At 51.7% G+C, this 22,408-nt stretch carries 19 protein-coding genes; 4 read left to right on the top strand and 15 right to left on the bottom strand.

The window, feature by feature from the left end:
- Positions 1–187: 187 nt before the first annotated feature.
- From NYE33_RS11830 to NYE33_RS11795, 8 genes are all read right to left on the bottom strand, one after another.
- Positions 188–946, bottom strand: a complete 759-nt coding sequence (locus NYE33_RS11830; RefSeq protein ID WP_039294521.1) for a tRNA threonylcarbamoyladenosine dehydratase — start codon at positions 944–946, stop codon at positions 188–190.
- 76 nt (positions 947–1,022) lie between these two features.
- Complete coding sequence (gene aspS, locus NYE33_RS11825) at positions 1,023–2,801, bottom strand: aspartate--tRNA ligase (RefSeq protein ID WP_340943046.1); 1,779 nt, start codon at positions 2,799–2,801, stop codon at positions 1,023–1,025.
- A 77-nt stretch (positions 2,802–2,878) separates the two neighbouring features.
- Positions 2,879–4,132, bottom strand: coding sequence for a histidine--tRNA ligase (hisS, locus tag NYE33_RS11820; protein ID WP_042139535.1), 1,254 nt, complete (start codon positions 4,130–4,132; stop codon positions 2,879–2,881).
- A gap of 1,354 nt (positions 4,133–5,486) precedes the next feature.
- Positions 5,487–5,933 carry a hypothetical protein gene (locus NYE33_RS11815; protein WP_039294513.1) on the bottom strand — a complete coding sequence of 149 codons (447 nt, stop codon included), beginning with the start codon at positions 5,931–5,933 and terminating at the stop codon, positions 5,487–5,489.
- Positions 5,934–5,966: 33 nt separating this feature from the next.
- On the bottom strand, positions 5,967–6,473 hold the full coding sequence (locus tag NYE33_RS11810) for a type 1 glutamine amidotransferase domain-containing protein (protein ID WP_336102555.1): 507 nt from the start codon (positions 6,471–6,473) through the stop codon (positions 5,967–5,969).
- Between the two features lie 162 nt (positions 6,474–6,635).
- A complete protein-coding gene (locus NYE33_RS11805; RefSeq protein ID WP_156118723.1) occupies positions 6,636–6,791 on the bottom strand; it encodes a hypothetical protein in 156 nt (51 codons plus the stop codon).
- Between the two features lie 168 nt (positions 6,792–6,959).
- Positions 6,960–7,403, bottom strand: a complete 444-nt coding sequence (gene dtd / locus NYE33_RS11800) for a D-aminoacyl-tRNA deacylase (protein ID WP_042139538.1) — start codon at positions 7,401–7,403, stop codon at positions 6,960–6,962.
- A gap of 37 nt (positions 7,404–7,440) precedes the next feature.
- Positions 7,441–9,621 carry a RelA/SpoT family protein gene (locus NYE33_RS11795; RefSeq protein WP_039294505.1) on the bottom strand — a complete coding sequence of 727 codons (2,181 nt, stop codon included), beginning with the start codon at positions 9,619–9,621 and terminating at the stop codon, positions 7,441–7,443.
- A gap of 308 nt (positions 9,622–9,929) precedes the next feature.
- Here NYE33_RS11795 and uraA point away from each other — a divergent pair, with 308 nt between their 5' ends.
- Positions 9,930–11,240, top strand: a complete 1,311-nt coding sequence (gene uraA / locus NYE33_RS11790; RefSeq protein ID WP_042139539.1) for a uracil permease — start codon at positions 9,930–9,932, stop codon at positions 11,238–11,240.
- A gap of 106 nt (positions 11,241–11,346) precedes the next feature.
- Here the strand turns inward: uraA and NYE33_RS11785 are convergent, their stop codons facing one another.
- From NYE33_RS11785 to NYE33_RS11760, 6 genes are all read right to left on the bottom strand, one after another.
- Entirely contained in the window at positions 11,347–11,865 is a 519-nt protein-coding gene (locus NYE33_RS11785; protein ID WP_039294499.1) for an adenine phosphoribosyltransferase, read from the bottom strand.
- Positions 11,866–11,953: 88 nt separating this feature from the next.
- Complete coding sequence (gene recJ / locus NYE33_RS11780) at positions 11,954–14,356, bottom strand: single-stranded-DNA-specific exonuclease RecJ (protein WP_341065900.1); 2,403 nt, start codon at positions 14,354–14,356, stop codon at positions 11,954–11,956.
- Between the two features lie 29 nt (positions 14,357–14,385).
- Positions 14,386–15,348, bottom strand: a complete 963-nt coding sequence (locus NYE33_RS11775; protein WP_076245170.1) for a cation diffusion facilitator family transporter — start codon at positions 15,346–15,348, stop codon at positions 14,386–14,388.
- 120 nt (positions 15,349–15,468) lie between these two features.
- Positions 15,469–16,371 carry a protein translocase subunit SecF gene (secF, locus tag NYE33_RS11770; RefSeq protein ID WP_042238718.1) on the bottom strand — a complete coding sequence of 301 codons (903 nt, stop codon included), beginning with the start codon at positions 16,369–16,371 and terminating at the stop codon, positions 15,469–15,471.
- Entirely contained in the window at positions 16,361–17,614 is a 1,254-nt protein-coding gene (gene secD, locus NYE33_RS11765) for a protein translocase subunit SecD (RefSeq protein ID WP_039294486.1), read from the bottom strand. The genes secF and secD overlap by 11 nt, the downstream gene beginning before the upstream one ends.
- 231 nt (positions 17,615–17,845) lie before the next feature.
- Positions 17,846–18,097 (bottom strand): post-transcriptional regulator, encoded by a 252-nt coding sequence (locus tag NYE33_RS11760; RefSeq protein ID WP_042238721.1) that lies wholly within the window; start codon positions 18,095–18,097, stop codon positions 17,846–17,848.
- A 211-nt stretch (positions 18,098–18,308) separates the two neighbouring features.
- Here NYE33_RS11760 and spoVB point away from each other — a divergent pair, with 211 nt between their 5' ends.
- Complete coding sequence (gene spoVB, locus NYE33_RS11755) at positions 18,309–19,910, top strand: stage V sporulation protein B (protein ID WP_076245172.1); 1,602 nt, start codon at positions 18,309–18,311, stop codon at positions 19,908–19,910.
- A 10-nt stretch (positions 19,911–19,920) separates the two neighbouring features.
- On the opposite strand, the gene NYE33_RS11750 is transcribed toward spoVB, so the two are convergent.
- A complete protein-coding gene (locus NYE33_RS11750) occupies positions 19,921–20,721 on the bottom strand; it encodes a YetF domain-containing protein (RefSeq protein ID WP_418793972.1) in 801 nt (266 codons plus the stop codon).
- A gap of 322 nt (positions 20,722–21,043) precedes the next feature.
- Between NYE33_RS11750 and NYE33_RS11745 the strand changes: the two genes are divergently transcribed.
- Both NYE33_RS11745 and NYE33_RS11740 read left to right on the top strand, forming a co-directional pair.
- Complete coding sequence (locus NYE33_RS11745) at positions 21,044–21,436, top strand: TIGR04086 family membrane protein (protein ID WP_076245177.1); 393 nt, start codon at positions 21,044–21,046, stop codon at positions 21,434–21,436.
- A gap of 92 nt (positions 21,437–21,528) precedes the next feature.
- Positions 21,529–22,377 (top strand): phosphatase PAP2 family protein, encoded by an 849-nt coding sequence (locus tag NYE33_RS11740; protein ID WP_256703919.1) that lies wholly within the window; start codon positions 21,529–21,531, stop codon positions 22,375–22,377.
- Positions 22,378–22,408: the final 31 nt, after the last annotated feature.

Raw genomic sequence — 22,408 nt, 5'->3', positions numbered from 1 at the left:
AGCTGCAATAATGCCGCAGCCCACTGCTCCATCTTAAGTTTTCTTATATTATGATGTTAAGTTCCGCTGGCTATTACCCGGCTTGTCTGGTCTGTAATCAGCCATCTCACCGGTATGCTGCTCCAGGCAGCAATAAAAGGGCATGCAGCGGGGAATCAGCTGCACGCCCTTGAATCCTGTCAAACCCTCATTCAAACGTGATGCCGCCGGTCTCCAGCAAATCACGTACCGTAACACTAACCATAATCAGACCAACTACCGGAGGCACGAAGGACGTACTGGCCGGAGGCTGCTTCGCCTTACGCCGGTCCGGCGCATTGGCGGGAACAATCTGCTCGGTGACATCCTCACGCGGCTTCACAGGCTTTTCGGTTGAAAATACTACCTTAACGCCTTTCTTGATCCCTTCCTTGCGCAGCTTTGTGCGGATCACCCGCGCAATCGGGTCCATACTCGTCTTGGAAATATCGGCCACCTGGAAACGGGTCGGGTCCATCTTATTCGCCGCTCCCATGCTGGAGATCATCGGGATCTTCCGGGTCAGACATTCCTTGATCAGATGAATTTTGTAGATAATCGTATCCGAAGCGTCAATGACATAATCCAGCTTGTATTTGAACAGCTCCTCATAGGTCTCTTCGGTATAGAACATGTTTAGGGCAATCGCTTCGCAATCCGGGTTGATCAGCTTGACGCGGTCTACCATCAGATCGGTTTTGTTTTGGCCGATGGTCGTCGTCAGCGCATGGATCTGGCGGTTGATATTGGTAATATCGACGGAATCCTTATCAATCAGGATGATGCGTCCGATACCGGTACGGGCGAGGGCCTCTACAGCCATGGCGCCCACTCCGCCAATCCCCAGCACAGCCACTGTGCTGTTCTTCATGATCTCGAGACCTTCCGGTCCGATCGCCAGTTCCGTACGTGAGAACTGATTCAGCATGATGTCAGCCTCCTTTAGCAAGCCTGCGGGGCATAGCCGCTTAAGTCCGCCCTATGCCCCGTCAGCCATTTATGTTTTATTTCTTTTCTTTTTCCGGTTTTGGCGCCAGCTTGATATGCAGCTGCTCGAGCTGTGCAGCATCTACAGGTGCCGGAGCATCCATCAGCAGGTCGGTTGCACTTGCTGTCTTAGGGAAGGCAATCGTCTCACGCAGGTTCGTGCGGCCTGCCAGCAGCATAATCAGACGGTCGAAGCCAAACGCGATTCCCCCATGCGGAGGCGTTCCGTATTCGAAGGCATCCATCAGGTAACCGAATTTCTCATGGGCCAGCTCCGGTGTGAAGCCCAGTGCCTCGAACATTTTCTCCTGAACCTCACGTTTATAGATACGCTGGGAGCCGCCGCCCACCTCGTAACCGTTAAGCACGATGTCATAAGCCTGCGCACGGATCGCACCCGGATCTGTATCGAAGAGATGGAGGTCTTCATCCATCGGGCGTGTGAACGGATGATGCTCCGCCATGTAACGCTTCTGGTCTTCGTCATAGCTGAGCAGCGGGAATTCTGTAACCCAGGCGAACTTGAACACACTGTCGTCGATGAGGCCAAGCTGACGGCCGATCTTCAGGCGGAGTGCGCCGAGTACATCCGCAACGACCTTCTTAGTGTCAGCGGAGAAGAGCAGAAGGTCGCCTTCTTCAGCACCCGTGCGTTCCTTCACGGCGGCAATTTCCTCTTCGGAGAAGAACTTCACAATCGGTCCTTTGAACTCGCCGTCTTTGACTTGAATCCAGGCCAGGCCCTTGGCGCCGTAACGTGCAGCGTAAGGTCCTAGATCATCAATTTCCTTACGGGTCCAAGTACCGCAGCCCTTGGCGTTAAGGCATTTCACTTCTCCGCCTTTTTCGATCACGGAGGCGAACACCTTCACACCGCTGGCAGCAACGATATCGTTCATCTCTATCAGCTCCAGGCCAAACCGCAGGTCAGGCTTGTCCGAGCCGTATTTGCCGATAGCTTCGGCATAGGTCAACCGCTGGAACGGAGTAGCAACCTCAACACCAATGGTTTCCTTCAGCAGGCGCTGCATCAGAGTTTCCATCATGGACAGCAATTCATCCTGCGGCATGAAGGAGGTCTCGATGTCGAACTGGGTGAATTCCGGCTGGCGGTCTGCACGCAGATCCTCATCGCGGAAACAGCGTGCCATCTGGTAATAACGCTCGATGCCGCCGACCATCAGCAGCTGCTTGTAGATCTGCGGTGACTGCGGAAGCGCGAAGAATTCCCCTTCATGCACACGGCTTGGCACGAGATAATCACGTGCGCCTTCCGGTGAGCTTTTGGTCAGAATCGGAGTTTCCACATCGATGAAGCCTTCGCTGTCCAGGAAGTCACGGAAGATCTTCGCCGCTTTCGAACGGAGCAGCAGCGTCTTGTGCATTTCCGGACGGCGCAGATCCAGGTAACGGTATTTCATCCGCAGCGATTCATCCACTTCCACACCGTCTTCGATGAAGAACGGAGGCGTCTTGGCAGCATTCAATACTTCAATATCTGTAATCTGGACTTCAATCTCGCCGGTCGGCAGGTTGCGGTTGATGGTTTCATCATCCCGTTTAACCACTTTACCCGTTACGGCAAGCACGTATTCACTGCGCACCTTATCGGCAATCTGCAGCGCTTCTCCGGAATAGTCGGGGTTGAATACAATCTGTACAATCCCTGTGCGGTCGCGCAGGTCAATAAACAGTACGCCCCCAAGGTCACGGCGGGTCTGTACCCAACCGTTCAGTGTTACTGTCTCGCCGATGCTCGCCGTTGTTAATTGTCCACAGTTATGGCTTCTGGTCATCTCTTATCCTACCCCTTCATGGTTAAAATTACATGTGCTGACTGCAGCTTACTTGCGGATACATCCATACTTAAATCCTAACTCAACGCCTGCGCCAGCTCTTCCAGCTTAACGGTCCGCTGCTCGCCGGTTTCCATCGACTTCAGGGCGATAACGCCGCTGTTCAGCTCATCTTCGCCAAGAATCGCCGTATACCGGGCCGACATGCGGTCCGCCGACTTCATCTGTGCCTTCATCTTCCGCCCCAGGTAATCGCGTTCTGCGGAGAAGCCCAGGCTGCGCAGATGGAACAGCTGCTTCGTGATCTCCAGATCTGCGGCTTCACCGAGTGCGACAAAGTACACATCCAGCGGCTTCACTGCTTCCAGCTCTACCCCCTGATTCTCCAGAATCAGCAGAATACGCTCAAGGCCGATCCCGAAACCGATACCCGGCTGATCCGGTCCGCCGATCTCTTCCACCAGGCCGTTATACCGGCCGCCGCCGCCCACCGTGTCGATGGAGCCGATGCCTGCCGCTTTATACTCAAACGCTGTATGCGTGTAATAATCCAGGCCGCGTACCAGACGGGGGTTAATGCTGTACTCCACGCCCATCACGTCCAAATGGCCCTTTACCTTGGCAAAATGCTCTGTGCACTCTTCATCCAGACTGTCCAGAATAGACGGGGCACCGCCGAACTTATCCTGATCGACCTTGCAGTCCAGCACGCGCAGCGGATTACGCTCCATCCGGCGCTGGCAGTCGCTGCACAGGCTCTCTCTCATCGGTCTCAGGAAGTCCAGCAGCTTCTCGCGGTAAGCCGCGCGGCTAGGCGCGTTGCCCACGGAATTCAGCTCCACTCTGACATCCTTCAGCCCCAGATCAAGATAGAACTGGTACCCGAGCGAAATCACTTCCGCATCGATTGCCGGGTCCACTGCACCGAAGGCTTCAATGCCGAATTGGTGGAACTGGCGGTATCTGCCTGCCTGCGGACGTTCGTAGCGGAACATCGGGCCGATATAATACAGCTTGCTGACATCCGGCTCACCATACAGCTTGTTCTGCACATACGCGCGTACAACGCCTGCAGTCCCTTCGGGACGCAGTGCCAGATCGCGGTCGCCTTTGTCCTTGAAGGTATACATTTCCCCTTCTACAATATCCGTTGTCTCGCCTACACCACGCTCAAACAGCCCGGTGTGCTCGAACAGCGGTGTGCGGATCTCCCGGTAGTTGAAGCGGCGGCAGAGATCTCTTGCTTTGCCCTCAACGTACTGCCATTTCTCCACTGCACCCGGAAGCACATCCTGCGTACCGGTTGGTTTCTCGAATCTTTCTTTAGCCACAGCCTATCCCTCCTGAAAATAACCCCTCTTACTCCTCATGGAACCCATTGTCTCTGCTTCTAAAAACAACAAAAAATCCCCCGCCCTGTTTAATTACAAACAGGGACGAGGGATTATCATAACCAATAATTCACCCGTGGTACCACCCACATTCCGGACTTAAGCAGCTGCGCTGCTCCAAATCCGCTCTAAGCGGTTAACGCCCGCCTACGCGCAATCGGCTACTGACTCTGGGCAACCTGCTGCTGCCTGCTTTCGCCGTGCGTTCTCGGGGAGGTCATTCATCCGTTCATCAACAGAATCCTTACAGCCGTGCGGATCAGGTGTTGCCGTCCTTCACTTGGACAGCCGCCGGATCAGCGGGATTCCTCTCTGGGGTTGTGGGTTACGGATTACTTGGTCCCGTCATCAAAACAATATAACATACCGTATATTGTTAGATTCTACTGAACCACTGCGCTAAAGTCAAGGAATGAATTGAATTGAATTGAGCTGAGTTACGTATCCCGGCTCGCAGCCAGGGTGAATCAGCCGGAGCTGTGCAAGCGCACATGGCCTGCGCAAGAACTGGGCGCGGCTCCTCAGGATTACCTGCCAGCCAGGAGGACAGAGATTCCGTTATGTGTCCAGAGATGCCTCATTTCGAGCTGGAATGAACAAGATAACGGAATCTCAGTCCGTTTCATCCTCTAGCGTAAGCTTTTATGGAAAATAAGGGCTTCTCAGTCCGCTTCACGGTCCGCTAGACGATCCGCTACACGGTCTGCTTCACGCTGCCGATTACTGACGCCCTTCTGCTCCAAGCATGCCCGCCACAGTAGCAATAAGTCACAAACCCCCTCTAAAATACCCCCACAAAGTGGGGCTTTGGCGTAGATAGATGACTCAGGTACTTTGCGGGGACCCCGAAACATGTAGATTCTGATATTGTAAACAAGTGGAAACAGCTTTGCTGTCCTTGTATAAGGACAGAACCGTTTCAGCGAGAAATATGAGGATAATTTATAGCGCGAAGCATGTAAATTCTTAGATTTCAAAAAAAATGACCTGCAGCCGATTGCTGCAGGTCCATCATCATATATTATAAAAAAGGGGGTCATGCTTCTATTATAAACACGCTATATTAAGGAATCATGAATGTAATATTACAGTTGCATTACAGAAAAGAAAGCGTTTTATTGAGTGGTCCATGCCTGTGTCTAAACCCTACACAACAGGTTACACTACAACCCTATTCCCTGTCTAGAGAATTCATGCAGTTTCCGCTGCCCTGCGGGTAAATAAACAGCTCCAGCCTCTCCCTGAGGGAGGACTGGAGCTGAATTGGTTATCCGGACTACGCAGGGCCTCCTGCTTAATCAAAAATCTCCACATAGGCCTGCTTGCCGCGCAGAACCTCAACAACCTCATTGTAATGATTCTCGGCCACTTTGAGATCCATGACGTAATGCAGGTTCTCCAGATCGCTGTTTTTCAAATCAGAGCCGCTGTGAACCTCTCCCGCCGTACGTTCATCATCTGTCCGGCCCAGATCATCATCAACAGTAACTCCAGGCACAATGGCTGCTCCGGTAAGCGGCCCTGTCGCGCCCCCTGCTGCGTAGACCCCTCCGGCAGCTGTAGCCGAAGTATTGTAGGGAGCCAGCGGAATCAGAATATTGCGGCGGTTGTTTCCGCCCGTATCCAGAGGATCTGTCAGCGCCGACACTTCAATTCCTTCCACACCGTATGGAATCAGTGCAGTCTTGGCACCTTCCGCTGCATCTTCCGTGCTGAAATAGGCTTGGATTCTTTTAGTCATTGTCAATCCCTCCCAGTGGTTTGTTTAAATGTATTACAACACCTTAAGCAGCTCACGCACAAATGCGGGCTCATCCTTGGGTGTGCGTGAAGTAATATAATTGCCGTCCAGGACGACCTCTTCATCCTTGAATTCCGCACCGGCATTGATGAGATCATCCTTCAGCGGCGGATAGGAGGTAAGCGTGCGGCCTTGTACCAGACCGGCACTGATCAGAATCTGCGGCCCGTGACAGATAGCAGCTATAGGCTTGCCGGCACTGTCCGCATCTTTTACAAATTGCAGGATATCCTGGTCAAGACGAAGGTTCTCCGGCGAAGATCCGCCCGGGATGACTACAGCATCATACTCTCCGGCTTTCACCTCGCTGACCGCTTTATCGGCGGCATAAGACACGCTGCCTTTTTTACCGAGCAGGGTCTCATTTTTCTTCAGACCAATAATCTCTGCCTGATGTCCTGCCTGCAGTACTTCTTCATAAGGCACCTTCATTTCGGAATCTTCAAAACCATTAGCGAGCAGAAATGCTACTTTACTCATTGAGATTAATTTCTCCTCTCTACGCTATTCTGTTCTCGTCATTCTATTACCCGCATTCCCCGGCTTTCTAACGAGCCCTCACAGGTTTCGCGAATTCCCGCCGGCTAAACACCATTTGTACGCTCCAAAAAACAGAGAAATAAGCCGCCTTCCCCGCACTCCTTACGTTCGCGGCAGAAGATTGCGGCTTGTTCCCTTCAGCACCTGCAGATCCCTCTGCTCCCCGGCTCCCCTTGCCGTTGCAGAAGCTTCTGTCATCGACCCCGCCGTATGGCCCTGTATACTGTTCCATATCCACGCTTTCTGTGATTGTCTCATGCTACTGGCTCCCCGCAACTTGTGAATATTATTCGTTCATCACTAGTTTATCCAGCAGGGGAGAACGCTATCCTATATCAAAAAAGACCCCACAACGTGGAGTCCTCACATCAAGCTGTAAAATTAGACCGGCATATTAAGCCCGCTCTGCTGCGCCTCATTCAAGGCCTAGCCCCGGCTGTCCAGCAGCAGGGTAACCGGTCCCCAATTCGTCAGGGAGACGTCCATCATCGCTCCAAAAATACCGGTCTCCACCTGAAGCCCTCCTCTGCGCAGCTCCTGGTTGAAGTAGTCGTAGAGCCGCTCGGCCTCTGCCGGAGCCGCCGCAGCCATGAAATTGGGCCGCCGCCCTTTGCGGCAGTCCCCGTACAGGGTGAACTGGGACACGGACAGGACGCTGCCTCCGGCATCCGTTACGCTGAAGTTCATTTTACCGGCGTCATCCTCAAAAATCCGCAGTCCGGCTACCTTATCAGCCAAATACTTGGCATCCTTCTCCGTATCCTCATGGGTTACGCCGACCAGCAGCATCAGGCCCTCCCCAATCGCTCCGGTCACTGTTCTGTCCACCGTAACACTCGCATCCCTGCAGCGCTGTACAACCACTCTCATACCATCCTTCAGCTCCTTGCCTTGTTGCCTTCAAGCCTTATTGCATAATACGGTTAACCGTATAGACATCCTTCACGCGCTTGACCTTATCCACCACAGACTGCAGATGATCGGTGTTGCGGATCAGAATCGTCATATGAATCATCGCCATCTTGTTCTTGTCAGAGCGTCCCGTAACCGCCGAGATATTGGTCTTGCTCTCCGATACCGCCTGCAGCACTTCATTCAGCAGTCCGTTGCGGTCATGGCCCGTAATCTCAATATCGACGCTATAATTGGCTTCCATGCTGCCTTCCCATTCCACTTCAATGACACGGGCTGATTCCTCCCCGTCTCCTTCACCCGGAATATTCGGACAATCCTCACGGTGCACGGATACGCCGCGTCCGCGGGTTACATAACCGATAATATCGTCGCCCGGCACGGGATTACAACATCGTGCGAAGCGTACAAGCAGATTATCAATCCCTTTGACACGCACACCGTTGGTCGGCTGATTGCGCTTCTCCCCGCTGGACTTGATCTCCTTCATCTCAGAAGTAAGCTCCAGATGACCGGCAGCTTCTTCCTGGTCCTTACGCAGCTTCTCGGTCAGCTTGGAGGCAATCTGCGCGGCCGTAATTCCGCCAAAGCCTACTGCGGACAGCATATCCTCTACATCATTAAAGGCAAATTTCTTCGCCGCTTCTGACAATTTATCTTCCGTCAGCCAGTCAGAGATCTCCACGTTCAGGCGCTTCAGCTCGCGTTCGATCGCTTCACGGCCCTTTTCAACGTTCTCTTCCCGCTTCTCCTTCTTGAACCATTGCTTAATCTTGCTGCGTGCATGTGAAGACTGGGCAATCTTCAGCCAGTCACGGCTCGGCCCGTACGAGTTCTTCGAGGTCAGGATCTCCACGATATCCCCGGTCTTCAGCTTATGGTCGAGCGGTACGATGCGCCCGTTGACCTTGGAGCCGATCGTCCGGTTGCCGACCTCTGTATGGATGCGGAAGGCGAAATCAAGCGGCACAGAGCCTGCAGGCAGCTCTACAACCTCACCCTTAGGCGTGAACACGAAGACGAGGTCGGAGAAAAAGTCCATTTTGAGCGACTCCACGAATTCCTCCGCATCCTTGGCTTCATGCTGCAGCTCCAGAATCTCGCGGAAGAACGGCATCCGGTTCTCCGGATTCACATTGTTGCTGCTGCCTTCCTTATACGCCCAATGCGCGGCTATCCCGAATTCGGCAGTGCGGTGCATCTCCCAGGTACGGATCTGCACTTCAGTAGGCTCCCCGCCGGGACCCACTACCGTTGTATGCAAAGACTGATACATATTCGCTTTGGGCATGGCGATATAATCCTTGAACCGGCCAGGCATCGGCTTCCAAAGAGTATGGATAATTCCTAACGTAGCATAACAATCCTTAATATTGTCGACGATAATGCGGATGGCCAGCAGGTCATAGATTTCGTTGAACTGCTTGTTCTTGGTGCTCATCTTGTTATAGACACTGTAAATATGCTTCGGACGTCCCGAAAGATCGCCTTCGATGCCCATTTCATCCAGCTTGGCGCGGATTCGCCCGATAACGCTATCGATAAACTGCTCACGTTCTGCCCGTTTCTTGTGTACAAGATTGGCAATCCGGTAGTACTGCTGCGGATTCAGATAACGGAGGGCAATATCCTCCATCTCCCATTTAATCGCAGAGATCCCCAAGCGGTCTGCAATGGGACAAAAAATCTCCAGAGTCTCATAGGAAATTCGGCGCTGGCTCTCTTCCGACTGGTACTTGAGCGTGCGCATATTATGCAGACGGTCCGCCAGCTTGATCACAATGACCCGGATATCCTGAGCCATAGCGATGAACATTTTGCGGTAATTCTCGTTCTGCTGCTCTTCCTTGGAGCGGAACCGGATGCGTTCCAGCTTGGTCAGACCATCCACCAGCATTGCGCAGGTATCGCCAAATTTCGCGCGAATCTGGTCCAGTGACACCGTCGTATCTTCTACAACATCGTGTAACAGCGCTGCAATAATAGATATAACATCCATTTGCATATTGACGACAATATCTGCGACCGCCAGCGGATGCAGAATGTATGGCTCCCCCGATTTCCGAACCTGCCCGTGATGAGCCTGATCGGCAAACTCATAAGCTTCCCGGATGCGGAGAAGATCTTTTTCTTTTATATAGGCGCCGGCCTTTTCGGTTAATTGCTCTATGCCCATTCTCGTCGTATCCGTTTCCCTTCTATAATAAAATGAACCCGCAAGCCGTGCAGAATTTGCAGGTTCCATATGTTCCAAACTGCACTACGCACAGATTAAAGTTGTCTATAATTATGACGCTTACGGAGGATTACGTCAACACTTGCCATAGCGTGGTATTCCTGTAAGGGAAAGGGACAAGAAAAGACAATTTTGTGGCGCGCGCAAAAATGTTGTTGTAAAAAGGCGCCGATCTATTTAATCTAGTAAAGGCGGTTTTTTAGCGCCAGGCTTACATCAAATTAGATCAGAAAGAGAAGTGAACTCCATTGCAACGCGAAATTCAAGTTAACGAAAGACTCCCTTGGGGCCCGGGTTTCCTCCTGAGTCTTCAGCATTTGTTCGCCATGTTCGGCAGCACAGTGCTTGTTCCCAACCTGTTCGGGGTAGATCCCGGCATGATCCTGCTGATGAATGGTATCGGCACCTTGCTTTACATTTGGATCTGCCGCGGCAAAATCCCCGCATATCTTGGCTCAAGCTTTGCTTTTATTTCGCCGGTACTTATGGTCCTGGCTAAACACACAGACGATCATGAGCATGGATATTCGCTTGCACTTGGCGCATTTATTGTTACCGGTGTTATTTTTATTCTAGTCGCTTTGATCGTTCGTTATGCGGGCACCGGCTGGATTAATGTCGTATTCCCTCCGGCGGTTATGGGCGCTATCGTAGCCACCATCGGACTGGAGCTCGTTCCTGTTGCAGCACGTATGGCCGGACTGATCGCTCCTGAAGGTGTGGCCGCCACTGACTGGATTCCGGACGGCAAAGCTATTACCTTATCCATGGTCACGCTGGGCGTTACCGTACTCGGCTCCGTGTTATTCCGCGGCTTCCCCAAAATCATTCATATCCTCATCGGTATCGTTACCGGTTATGTACTCGCTTATATCCTGGGCCAGGTAAATACTGGTGCTATCTCTGAAGCCCATTTCCTGTCCCATCCAACGATTATCACCCCATCCTTCGACTGGCAGGTTATCTTGACGATCATCCCTGTATCGCTTGTTGTAATTGTTGAGCATATCGGCCACCTGCTGGTTACCAGCAACATTGTCGGCAAAGACCTGACCAAGGATCCCGGACTGGACCGCTCACTGATGGGTAACGGGATTTCCACGGTACTCTCAGGATTCCTGGGCTCCACCCCGAATACCACTTATGGTGAAAATATCGGCGTTATGGCGCTTACCAAAGTCTACTCGGTATACGTAATCGGCGGCGCTGCAGTGATCGCTATCCTGCTCTCGTTCTCCGGAACGTTCTCGTCGGTCATTGCCAATATCCCCCAGCCGGTCATGGGCGGTGTCTCACTCTTACTGTTTGGTGTAATTGCCGCATCGGGCCTGCGTATTTTCGTAGAGCAGAAGGTCGATTTCTCCAAAGCCACCAACATGATTCTGGCTACTCTGGTACTGGTGGTAGGTATCAGCGGCATCACATTAACGGTTGGCGGTGTACAGCTGAAAGGGATGGCATTGGCGACTATCGTCGGTATGCTTCTCTCCTTGCTCTTCAAGCTGTTTGAAGTTCTTGGCCTGTCCAATGAACAGGAAACAGAGAAATCCGCTCATTAAGCCTCTTACCATTTACCACGTTCAACCTATAATACAAAAAGCGGACTGCTGTCTTAAATCGACAGCAGTCCGCTTTATATTTCCCGGGAAAAGATGTCCGGGCGAATTAATCCTCGTAAGTCAACAGGGTAACCACTTCAATATCGGACAGCTTATTGCGTCCGGCCAGAGCCGTTAGCTCAATCAGGAAGGCAGCGCCGACAACTTGTCCGCCAAGCTGTTCCACCAGGCTTACCGAAGTAGCGATCGTGCCGCCGGTAGCGAGCAGATCATCGGCAATCAGAACCTTCTGTCCCGGCTGGATAGCATCCGTGTGTACAGCAAGGGTATCTTTGCCGTATTCCAGATCGTATCCCACTTCAATCGTCTCGTAAGGAAGCTTGCCGCTTTTGCGGATGGGCACGAAGCCAACGCCCAGTGCGTACGCCAGCGGTGCGCCTACTACAAAGCCGCGCGCTTCCGGTCCGGCAATGACATCAATCTCCAGATGGGCAACGAGAGCCTTAAGCTCATCAATAGCGGCACGGTACTTGGCCCCGTCTTTAAGCAGGGTAGTAATATCCTTAAAGCTGATTCCCGGCTGCGGGAAATCCGGAATCACACGAATACTGTCTTTGAAATCCAAAAGTATCATCTCCTAAAAGTTATGAGGATAGGCTATCCTCACCTGAATTCTCTGTAAAAGCTCTTACTCTGAAAGCACGCTACACCCGTTACGAGGCGCCTAACCGGCGTGACAGCATGAATTCCTGCAGTTCGCCGCGGCTGCCCTCCATGAAATACTGCTCCATTTCAGCAGTCTTGCCCAGCCTGATGAAGTGCTCTGACGTCGTCAGGCTCTTGGCGGCAGGCTGCGTGACAAAGGTAATGCTGCCGCCGCTGCGTTCAATGAAATCAAGCTCAGCGAACACATCAAGCATCCTGCCCAGCATGCGCACACCCAGTGCAGACTGGCGGCTGAGCCGCAGCAGTACTTCATGCTCGGGGGTTGCCGTTGCTGCGATCGAGGCGATCAATTTATATAATGACTTGAAATGATCCCGTGTAGGAACCTGCAACCGGTCACGGCCGTCGCGGATCGAATGCAGCAGGGCAATATTCTCTGTGCGGGGAAACGCAGTGAACAGTGCTTCCAGCTGCTCCGGCGTTTCCGGCATATCCAGCAGACAGAGCAGCGTTATCTCTGCTTCGTCATTCCCCGGCTCACCCTGATGCACCTGTGAAATTCCTGCATCCTCATCGTAGACCCACAGCGACATGCCCTTCAGCTCGCGCAGTGGAGATCTGCGGCTGTTCTGAAATACCGCCGCTGTCTTAACCGGACTGCTGCCGTTGTACGAACGGAGCAGCTCCTGAATATGCGCTGCCTGCTTAACCGCATCGGCAGCACCGCGCAGGTCGAACAGCTGCGCGGCAGGCACTGCAAGATCCTGCAGCATCAGCTGAGGCTTGCGTGAGCCGTTCCATTCATTCACCGACAGCTCCGCCAGTACATCAATGATTGTACCATCAGGCAGCAGATCAGCCAGCGATCCCTTGCCGAAGGCCACCGCTTCGATCGTCACCTTATCCTGCTGCAGGACAAGCCTCAGATGTTTGCCGTCCTGACCCATCTTGCGGGTCTCCTTCACAGTAGCTCCGCGCAGAATGAATCTCGGCAGCGGGTTAGCCATCCCGAAAGGGGCAAGCCGCTCCAGTTCAAGCGCAGCCTGGAGTGACAAATCAGCAATAGAGACCTCACCGTCTGCAGCCGTCACGGCTACAAAGTCCTCTGGTGTCAGGATAGATGCAGCATAAGCATTAAGCGCTGCATCAAAGTCTTCAAGCTTGTCCTGCGGCAGGCTCATTCCGGCCGCAGCCGGATGCCCGCCGAAATGGTCCATCAATCCGGCACATGAAGACAAGGCCGCATAGATATCCAGCCCGGGGATCGAGCGGGCAGAGCCTTTGCACATCCCTGTATCCGGGTAAATATCCAGAATAATAACCGGACGATAATATTTTTCCAGCAGCTTAGAGGCCACAATCCCGACAACACCGACATTCCAGCCCTGCTCAGCCAGCACAATAATATCCGGAAGCCCGGTTTGACTGATTCTCTGCTCCAGCTTGGCCGTAGCTTCTCCTACAATTCTCTCCACGACCAGTTGACGTTCCTTATTCAGGAGGTCAAGCTCTCCGGCAAATTGTTCAGCCTCTTCAGCATCTGCGGTAGTGAGCAGTGTGACCGCCCGGCCTGCATGGTCCAGCCTTCCGCTGGCATTAATGCGCGGAGCCATGCCGAAGGCAATATTAACAGCGCTTACGGTGCTCATCGTAATTCCGCTGACAGAGAGCAGCGCCCGAATTCCAGGAAACGGCGAATTCCGCATGCTGGTCAGCCCCCGGCGCACTAGACTCCGGTTCTCCCCAAGCAGCGGCATCAGATCCGCAACGGTACCGATAGCGGCAATCTCACACCATTCTTCAGGAACTCCGCTACCAAGAAGAGCCTCGGCCAGCTTGTAAGCTACCCCCACTCCGGCAAGCCCCTTGAAAGGATACGGGCAGTCCGGCAGCTTCGGATTAATGAGTGCATAGGCCTCAGGCAGCAGCTCCGGCGGCTCATGATGATCTGTGACTATGACATCAATGCCCAGCTCTGAAGCGTAGGCAATCTGATGGTAGGCACTGATACCAGTATCCACAGTAATAACGAGAGATACTCCCTGCTGCAGCGCCCAGTCGAGCGCATGATTATGCAGACCATAGCCTTCGTTGGAACGATGCGGGATATAAATGTCAAAAGAAGCACCCAGATGACGCAGAAGAAAGATCATCAGCGCAGTACTGGACACCCCGTCTGCATCATAATCGCCATACACCAGAATATGTTCTTCATCTTGCAATGCCTTTCGAATCCGTGGCACAGCCTCGGCCATTCCTTTGAGCAGGAATGGATCATGACTATCCTCCGCTCCGCCATCCATGAATACCAGCGCCTTATCGGCAGTATCCATGCCTCTTTGCACGAGCAGTGAGGACAGAAGCGGAGAAATAGAAAGGCTCCGGGCCAGTTCCCGGTTTTTCTCGGGATCGGCTGCCGGAGATTGCCATCTTGTTTTTGAATGAAGCAATACAGCTCACCTTTCTCTCACCTTGCAGACTACTGAAGCAGCGTGGGAATATCATTATCCACGAGCTCATGGTTGCTTTTATAGGGATAACCCGGGTCATACGGCACCACATCCATTTGAACCTCGCCTACATGAACGAACCGGTGCTGCAGCAGCTTCCGGGCACATTCCGAGATATCCTGGGCTTCCATCACGCTAATCCGCGGATTTACGCTGATCTTGACATGAAGATTCACATAACTGCCTTCCTCCATTGCCTTGAGCTGCTCCACCCGGATGACTCCATGCACACGCTGGACGGTCTCAATGAAGCTGGCGGCCTCTTCGGAAGGAAGCTCCTGAATCTTTTTGCTGTAGACAGAGGAAGTAATCAGAGAATAGCCTTTGCGGATAACAAGACATCCGGTCAGCAGTGCGGCAATCGGGTCCATATAGAGCATAGGATGCCAATTGAAATACCCGCCAGTCATGGCCAGAGCAATACCTATAAATACGGTTATGGAAGTATATAGACTGAAACGGTGGGTATCCGCATACGCGGCATGACTGCCATCGTTCTTTTTTTTATAATAACGGTATTGGTATTGAAAGATAGCCTCTTTGAACACAATGCAAATCAGGACGGTTACAAGTGCCGACTGCCCAGGTGCCGATAAATGTCCCCGGGTTAAATCACGAATGGCCGAGAAAGCAATCTGCAGCCCGCCCATAAGAATAAGCACAGAAAAAAGAATGGCCGCCATCGGCTCTTTATTTCGTTGACCGGCCCGGCTGCCCGATGATGCTGCATACTTGTGACTCTGCTTCGAGTTCCACGGAATAACCCCTGCCAGCTTGGCGGCAGCATCTGCTCCGGAATAGATGGCATCCCCCATCAATGCTTTGCTGCCTGAAAGATAACCGAAGGCGCCTTTGGCCAGAGCCAGCCCAACATCACTGAGGATTCCGGTCCAGGCAACGGTGTCTTTTGCAGCTAATTGTTTGTCATTCATAACGAGGCCCTCCTTACCACTAGCAAGTAATCTCATGATGATGAAACCAGCTAAGATGCTGATCCAAAGATTCCGAAAAGCCGCGTCGCTTGTGACACGGCTTTCCGGGAAACTTAAGTTTTAGGCTTTGGCCGGGTTGCTCTTTACCGGTGTCTTCTGGCGTTTCTTGAGCAGCAGCCAGAGCGGGCTTGCAATAAAGATCGAAGAATAGGCTCCGAAGAGCAAACCGATTACCATGGCAAGTGAGAACATTTTGATCGACTCTCCGCCCATAATCAGCAGGAAGAATGCGGCAATAAATACCGTAAAGGCTGTATACAGGGAGCGCATGAGGGTCTGGGACACACTCTTATTGACCAGGGACTTAAGATCCTCATACGACTTCTGTTTACCGAACCGCAGGTTCTCGCGGATCCGGTCGAAGATAACGATCGTATCATTAATGGAATAACCGATAATGGTCAGCACCGCAACAATGAAGGTCAGGTCTACCTCCAGACGGAAGATGGAGAAGATCGCTACAACCATAAAGGCATCATGGAGCAGCGCCACGATGGAAGCCAGCGCAAACCGCCATTCAAAGCGGATACTGACATAAATAATAATCCCGATACTGGACAGAAGCACAGAATAGATCGCATTGCGGGCCAATTCCTTAGCCATCTCTGTATCTACTGTGTTGACTTCGAAAGATGCCTGATCGTCAATCTTGTTGATTGCCGTTTTCAGGGTTTCACTCTGAGTATCATCCAGTTCTTCATCGTAGCGGATATTAACCCGTTTATCCCCGACGGTAATTGTAGGATCATGACCAATTCCAGCTTCATCCAACGCCGGCTGCAGCTGAGCCAGCGTCATGCTCTTGGAGAGAGCCACGTCCACGTTGGACCCGGCCTTGAAATCAACGCTGTAATTCAGGCCGAAGGTTGCCAGAAAGACCAGACCCGCCACAGTAAGGGCGATGGAGAAAATATAGAAAAATTTACTTAAATGTACGAAATCAAGCTCTTTCTTAAAGCGCACTGATGTCACTCTCCTTTACCCCAAATTGCTTCGGCTTTTTGAGTGCGCCGGCTTTAACCAGCACTGTCAGCAGCCAGTGGGCAAAATAAAGGTTTGTTACAATACTAAGTACAATTTCCACGATCAGAATCAGCGCGAAGCCTTTAACCGCACCTGTACCGAAGGCGAACATGACAGCCGCTACAATGATCGTAGTGACATTCGCGTCCATAACGGTACGGAATGAAGTTTTGTTACCTGCTTTGACGGAAGACAAAATACTCTTACCGCTGCGCATTTCTTCCCTAATCCGTTCATTGGTAATGATATTGGCATCGACCGCCATCCCTATACCGAGAATGAACGCGGCAATACCGGGAAGGGTCAAGGTGAAATCAGCTATAACGAACACCAGAATCAGCAGCCAGGTATGAAGAATCAGCGCGAAGCTGGCCAGTACACCCGGAAGACGATACATAAACATCATGAAGACCAGAATGATCAGGGAACCCACAATACCTGCTTTAACCGTTTGGTCAAGAGACTGTTTACCAAGTGTTGCCCCTACGCTCTGGGAATATTTCTCCGTAAGCTTCAGCGGCAATGCACCGAGATTGATCGTATCTGCAATCTCACGGGCCTCATCCAGTGTATATCCCCCTGATATGGAAGCTTTACCATCGGTCAGGACTGCCCTAACATAAGGAGGCTCGGACAATAATGTCTCATCCAGATAAATGGCGAGTTGCTTACCCAGGAGACGTTCAGTAATTTCCGCAAATTTATCTTTGTCCTTAATAGAGATGCTGATCTCCGGACGGTTGAGGTTATCGCGTTGCACGTCTGCCGCGCCTTCAACAAAATCACTGCCTACCAGTTCAATCTTGCTGAAGACTCCGGGTGCATCACCATCAGCGGCACTGCGGAAGGTCAGAACTGCCGGTTCTTTCATTTTCTTGCGGACCTCGGCTTCGTCAGTAACGCCCGCAATCTTCAGACGGATGCGGTCCGTACCTTCGGTTGTAACCTCAGGCTCGCTTGTTCCGAGTGCATTCGCCCGTTTCTCCAGGCTCTCCGCTGTTTTTTGCAGCGAAGCACGGGTCAGGGTTCCTCCCGTATCCATCGGCTCGGCGTGGTACAGAATCTCAAATCCGCCCTTCAGGTCAAGACCTAGACGGACCTTGTCCAGCAGCCCGGGAGTTGTAAATCCCATGACGCCGGTTAGAACGACCACGGTGATGATAAAGCTCAACATTCTCTTCATGCTCTAGCTAGTTCCCCTTTCATTACTCAATATTCCTATTATAGCTACGTGCGAAATCACCGTCAATTCAAGAGGAATGACGGTGCCGGATTCACACAAAGAAACGGCCGGTTCTGCTTCTGGGCGCAAACCATCCGTTTGGATAGGAACTGTTGAATTACTCTTCTCTTACTTTACTGCTTCCTGTAGCCGTTTGCAAAAGAAAATCGTTCCTTTTGGCAAATTAGGCCGTCAGTTCAACCCCCGGTAGGCCGCAATGGTCAGGTAATTCATGTAACTGCCTGATTTCAGCGAATAAATATCATTGACCAGTTTATGCAGAGGAGGTCTTCCTTCCTTAACATAATTACGGCTGACACAATCCCAAATATCCTTACCGGTCACATATTCATAGCCGAGGAGGCGGAATTCCTCCGCTTTGCTGATGCACATGGCTTCGATTTCTTCACTAAGCTCGTCATATCTCCATTGTTCCGATTCCACGTGTTGACACCTCCAAAGATTCCCCCTTACGTATGCTCAGAGATAAATATTCGACCCCTCTGCCGCTCTTTCCTTCTTTCGGCCAAAAACTTGTCATATGGAAAGCTTGTCATGGAGTTGACCTGTAGCAGCATATCCTTATACAAGCCTGCTTGAGAGAGGAACAAATTCACCGGAAGTTTTCATCTAATTTGGGAAGAAGGAGTGCCCTTTGAGGAAACAGACCTTTATACAAGGAACATTAATCCTGTTATTTGCAGGCATCATTAACCGGATGCTTGGTTTTATTCCCCGGATTGCTTTGCCGCGGATCATCGGCGCCGAAGGAGTAGGACTATATCAGCTTGGATATCCGTTCTTTATCGTACTGGTAACCGTCATTACCGGCGGGCTCCCGCTGGCAATTGCCAAAATGGTTGCTGAAGCAGAAGGAGAGAACCGGCCGGAGCAGTCCCGCAAAATCCTGCATACGGGCCTGGCAATCAGCCTGACGCTCGGTATTTTTTTCACCATTGTAGCTCTCCTCAGCGCCTCATGGGTATCAAGCGTTATTCTGACCGACCAGCGGGTATATTACACCTTTGTCAGCATGACTCCAATGATTGCAATCGTGGCCGTTTCGTCCATCTACCGCGGATATTTCCAGGGCAGGCAGAATATGCTTCCCTCAGCGTTTTCCTCTGTGCTGGAATCAGTCATCCGGATCTTCTTTATGCTTTGGTTTTCCTGGCTGCTGCTCCCGAAAGGAATTGCTTTTGCGGCGGCAGGTGCGATGCTGGGCGTTACTGTGGGTGAGATTGGCGGAATGCTGGCCCTGCTGCTGCAATATTATTATATCGTTAAAAAGGACAAGAATGAGGCTCCGCCTCCTGCCGGAACAGCTGTTTCCGGTAGCTCTGCTGAGTCCGGAGATGAACCGCAGAGACAACCAGGGAGTGTGCTTAAGCGGCTGATCGGCATCTCTGTACCTGTAACCGCCGGACGTTTGATCGGTTCCTTCTCGTATCTGCTCGAATCCATTATTACTGTGCGCAGCCTTGCACTTGCCGGAATAGCTGCTGCAGCTGCAACTGCACAATATGGTTCCCTACAGGGAATGGTTATCCCGCTGCTGCTGCTGCCGGGTGTGCTCAGCTCCTCGCTGGCCGTGTCCCTTGTCCCTTCCTTATCCGAGGCGGCTGCCCGGAATGACCTGCCCACGATTCATAAAAGAATGCATCAGGCCCTGCGGCTGGCTATGGTAACGGGCGCTCCGTTTGCTGCTGTTATGTACGTTCTTGCCGTACCGTTGTGTACACTGATGTACGGCAATGCAGCGGATACGGCACCTATGCTGCGGATGATGGCACCGTTCGCTTTATTCCTCTATGTCCAGGCCCCGCTGCAGGCTGCACTTCAGGCAATGGACCGCCCGGGCAAGGCACTGATTAATACACTGATTGGTGCGGTCGTCAAAATCCTGCTGATTCTCCTGCTCGCCTCCCGGCCGGAATACGGGATTCAAGGAGCCATCATCGCCATTATTGTCAATAGCCTCCTTGTGACTATACTTCATGGATACAGTGTTATCCGGCTGACAGCCATGTCCTTAAGATGGTCGGATCCGGTCAAAATTATAGCGGCTACGATCATCATGGCTGCCGGAATGTCTTACGTCTATACCTCAGTTCACATCTCCTCCTCACAGTGGATACAGTTTCTGGCTGCCGCTGCCTGCGGGATGGGCGTATACTTTAGCATTTGCCTGTTATCGGGCCTGATTTCCAGGCGTGATCTGGAGCGTGTGCCCTTCTTCAAACGCTGGCGCAGCTAACATCTTCTCCTTATCTTGAGCCGATCGGGTCAATATATATCTGTCCCTTATGATCAATTGAGCATAGGAAAACATCACGGAAATCGGAGACACCCTTCTGGCGGATCTGGGTTCTAAGCCAGAATCTGTTCTTACCGATCATCTCCAGGTTATCGTCCTGCACCTTTCCGTCCATTATCAGCGGAATCGGGAGGCCTTCGTAGCGGATCTTGTGCTTCGGAAGCTTAACTTTACCGGAACTGTCTGATTTGTCTGATTTGTCTGAACCTCCGGAGCTCTCCTGGCCTCCGCTGTTCTGCTCCTTCTGCTCAGCGCTTGAACTGCTGTTTCCGGTCTGATTGGACGAAGATACACCTTTATTCTTCTCAATCACGGTAAGCTGCCCGCTTGTTTCAAGAATGGCAAACTCTACATCGGCCGGACTGTCTATGTTCTGCCCGCGTAACTGCAGCAGCAGATCATCAATGTTATATCTCTGTTTACGCATCTCGCCCCGGTGGAGCTTACCGTCCGAGATGAGGATACTCGGCTTGCCATCCACCAGTAGGCGAAGCTTCCGGCTCTTCAGACTGAGCTGTGCGACCAACACCTGAATCAGAACCAGCGTTGCCATGGGCACGAACCCGTCATAGATGGGCCGCTCGATATCTTCAATTACAAACACAGCGATCTCAGCAATCATAATGGAAATCGTGAGGTCAAATACCGACAATTTGCCGATCTCCCGTTTGCCCATGATCCGCATACTCAGGAAAATGAAGATATACATCAGCACGGTCAGAAAGATATGGGCAGTAATATGCTGGAACAACATATTCTCTTCGCTCCCCTTCCGCTTCTCACCCGGCGGCTGAGAGCCGTAACGGGCGGATTAATGTACCCCTATTCTGACCTGCCTGCCAAGGGAACATTCGGAAGCCTGCTGATTAATTACTGGTAAAAGTCCAGTCTGCCATTCTTGTACTATTGGGGCAAGCCTTCCCATACAATGATTAGTACCAGCTCAGGCAGGACACTTTTTTTCAAAGCCCAACCAGAAAGTAACGCAAACAAACTTAGCGTATGCTTTCCAAGCCAGTTTGTAAGGAGCCCGTCCAGGAAGTAACGCAAACAAACTTTTAGGAGGTTTTACCATGTCGTTAATTAGGCGTCTATTCTCATGGAAAATATCTAGTCCTGTATTGTCGGGTTTATGCCGGTCGTTCCTGTGGATGCTGCTGGGCGCATTCGTTCTCTCCCTGCTGCTCTGGGGCAGCGGACTGCAGGAACAGGATCTTACCATGTACACCTATATTGTACACGGCATAGCTGCCGCTTTCGGAGGCTTGACCGCAGGCGGCAGAGCTTCAAGCAAAGGCTGGTATCAGGGAGCACTCACCGGCGCATTCTATGGATTAATTGTTCTGCTGATCGGATTCCTGGCTCTGGAAAGCGCCCCGGCAGGAATTGATTTCCTTTGGGTAATGGCTGCAGCAGGCATTGGTGCACTCGGGGGAATATTTGGGGTTAATTTGCAAAAATCCTAATTAATATAATTTTTCGAAATTTGAAACCTATCCTTGAAAATATGTTACACTGAGTGCATCTGACTTCATATGAGGGATTTATCAAGGAGGCTTTGAATGCTTTGCTTTACCAGTCCATGAATCTTGTAGTTGTATACACCGTTGCCATTGTAGTGGTATTGATTTGGATCGGCGCCCGGCGCAATCCGCTAATGGCCCTAGTTGAAATCGGGAGAGAGCTGCTGCGGTCCTATAAATTCACTCTGATTATTATAGGAATGTTCAGCGTGCTTGCTCTGAATAAATATGAGCTGCAGATCGAGCGGAAGATGAACCTGACTTCGGATTACACAGCCTTTGTCTTTGGTCTCGAGGGCCACTTTGTCAGACATGTGCAAGAGCTGTTCTTTACGCCTTGGCTGACCCCAATCATCGTCTTCTTCTATATCTTCATGCTGCAATCGGTGCTCGCCGCCTCGCTAGGTATCTATCTGCTGGATAAGAACCGCGTGATGCTCTATGCGACCTGCTACACGATCATGATAACCTATGCTGTTGCTATTCCATTCTATCTGTATTTTCCGGTAAATGAGGTGTGGTCCTATCTGCCCGCAGGGGTGCGATTTACCATGCTGGATGTTTTTCCGAAGTTTGAACAGGAGTACCGGCCGCTATCGGGCCTTAACAACTGCTTTCCCAGCCTGCATACTGCCATTTCCGTATCTATGGCGCTGCTGGCCTACCGTTCCGGCAACCGCCGCTGGATGGTGATTAGTACAATCTCGGCCGTTGCTATCGTCTTCGGAATATTCTATCTCGGTATCCACTGGCTGACCGATATGCTCGGCGGCACTTTGCTGGCCGTTCTGTCCACAACTGTCGCAGTGCAGCTTGCCAAATTCACCCTGCGCAGCGGGGAAGAACGGCTGAGAGTACGAAGCCGGGCAACGGATGTACGTTAACATCAGCCTTTGAACTGTATAATGTAAAAAA

Source organism: Paenibacillus sp. FSL R10-2199 (assembly GCF_038000235.1).
Classification (GTDB): domain Bacteria; phylum Bacillota; class Bacilli; order Paenibacillales; family Paenibacillaceae; genus Paenibacillus_AQ; species Paenibacillus_AQ phytohabitans.
The sequence above is the reverse complement of the archived record's forward strand: the minus strand, read 5'-3'. Positions and strand labels throughout refer to the sequence as shown.

Bases quoted from the DNA above. Each gene is read 5' to 3' on its own strand.
- NYE33_RS11830 (WP_039294521.1), bottom strand. From the start codon at position 946: ATGCTGAATCAGTTCTCACGTACGGAACTGGCGATCGGACCGGAAGGT.
- aspS (WP_340943046.1), bottom strand. From the start codon at position 2,801: ATGACCAGAAGCCATAACTGTGGACAATTAACAACGGCGAGCATCGGC.
- NYE33_RS11815 (WP_039294513.1), bottom strand. From the start codon at position 5,933: ATGACTAAAAGAATCCAAGCCTATTTCAGCACGGAAGATGCAGCGGAA.
- NYE33_RS11810 (WP_336102555.1), bottom strand. From the start codon at position 6,473: ATGAGTAAAGTAGCATTTCTGCTCGCTAATGGTTTTGAAGATTCCGAA.
- NYE33_RS11805 (WP_156118723.1), bottom strand. From the start codon at position 6,791: ATGAGACAATCACAGAAAGCGTGGATATGGAACAGTATACAGGGCCAT.
- dtd (WP_042139538.1), bottom strand. From the start codon at position 7,403: ATGAGAGTGGTTGTACAGCGCTGCAGGGATGCGAGTGTTACGGTGGAC.
- NYE33_RS11795 (WP_039294505.1), bottom strand. From the start codon at position 9,621: ATGGGCATAGAGCAATTAACCGAAAAGGCCGGCGCCTATATAAAAGAA.
- NYE33_RS11775 (WP_076245170.1), bottom strand. From the start codon at position 15,348: ATGAATGACAAACAATTAGCTGCAAAAGACACCGTTGCCTGGACCGGA.
- secD (WP_039294486.1), bottom strand. From the start codon at position 17,614: ATGAAGAGAATGTTGAGCTTTATCATCACCGTGGTCGTTCTAACCGGC.
- NYE33_RS11745 (WP_076245177.1), top strand. From the start codon at position 21,044: ATGTCGTTAATTAGGCGTCTATTCTCATGGAAAATATCTAGTCCTGTA.